1 protein-coding gene and 1 pseudogene are annotated in these 1,619 nt (G+C 25.9%); both read left to right on the top strand.

Annotation, left to right across the window (positions count from 1 at the left end):
• Positions 1-661: prepilin-type cleavage/methylation domain-containing protein (locus HUJ77_RS15420; protein WP_291710161.1), on the top strand; the 661-nt coding region annotated here is incomplete at its 5' end.
• 16 nt (positions 662-677) lie between these two features.
• A pseudogene (locus HUJ77_RS15425) lies at positions 678-1,619 on the top strand (hypothetical protein); the annotation flags it as partial.

Genomic DNA, 1,619 nt, shown 5'->3' on the forward strand with positions numbered 1-1,619 from the left:
ATTGCAAGATAACTCAACTGAAAAGTATTTTGAACTTTTAGATGGAGATAAAATAGTACAAAAGGATAAAGAATTTTTAGGAAGCTTTGATAGAAATGTTTATGGTAGCCCTTCAAATGGAAAGGATAAAGACATTTATAGAGTAGAAGTTAAAGTGGAAAAGGATGTAAATTTTCAATATGAAAATATAGATAACTTAGATAAATATAATGATGTAGGATTTAGGCTGAATTTTACTAGTAATAAGATTAATGATGCTAATATTACTGCAAATAAATTGATAATGGAGCTAGATCAAAATTTAAAGAAATTAGTGGTTTCTAATGAGAATGAAGCTACACCAATATTAACTATTGAGAAAACAGATATAAATAAAAATATTATTTTAGATATTAGAAATGATTTTTATAAAGATGTGAATATAGAATTTATAAATAAATCTGAAGAATTTGTTGAGATTTATATGATAAAGGACGGGAATAATCCTTCAAAAATGAAATTATATTCAAGTAGTGGTAATGTAATTCTTTATGAAGAAAACAAAGAAGAAGAGAATAAAATAGGTGATATGTACAATTATACAGTTACTGTTAAAGATAAGAGGAATAACCTTTTATTTCAAGGGACATCTAATAATAACGTGAATATAAAATTAAAATAGGCTTATAGGGGGGATAATGGTGAAGGCAAGAAGAAAGAAAAAGGGATCTACCTTTGTAATAGTAATTTTAGTAATGGCAATTATTTTTACAATGGGAACAACAATATTAGCAGTTACAGCAAATGATTATAAAATGAGAATCAATCAAAGTAAAAAGCTTCAAAATTTTTATGAGGTAGATTCAGGATTAGATGTAGTTGAAAATATAATAATTAAAACCTCACAAGAAGCCATAAAATATGCAGATAAAGAAGTGAAAAAGGAATTTTCAAAACTAGCAGATAAGGATAGAAATGAAGATGTACTAAATAAGAACTTTAAAGATAATTTTTATAAGTTTTTATCAGATACACAAACAGTTAGAGAAGTAAATGGAACAGAGAAAACAGTTGAAAAGATTTTAGAATACTTAATATTATCTAAGGAAGTCATAGGTTCTATTGAAGATAATAAAACTATAAATTTAAAAAAATTACAGGATATAAAAGACTTTAATATTGAAATCCTTAAATCTACTTACGATAAGGGGAATAACAATATAACTATAGAAGTAAAATCAACTTTTCAAAGTAGTGAAGGTCAATTAAAAAATGAAAAAGTTATCTCTACTCAATTTAAAGTATCTGCTCCAGATTATAATTCAGAAATAACTTCAATAAATATATATCCAGTTTTTGATGGAAAAGCCATAACAGCAGATGGAAATATGGATGTTACGGGTGGAGATGTGAGTGTTAATGGGGATATATGGATAAAAGGGCAAGATACGAAAAAGGATACAGAATACACATTTAATAAATATATAGATGGAATAAGATTAAATAGCACAAAATTTAAGATAGAAGGAAATATATATACTGATAATACTTTTAAAGTAGTTAATAATGTGAGTGGTGAGCAATCCAATGGGAATATATATGCAAGGAATATATATATAGGAAAGGAAAACTACGGAGAT

This window comes from Clostridium sp., assembly GCF_021443865.1.
In the GTDB taxonomy this organism is placed as follows: domain Bacteria; phylum Bacillota; class Clostridia; order Clostridiales; family Clostridiaceae; genus Clostridium.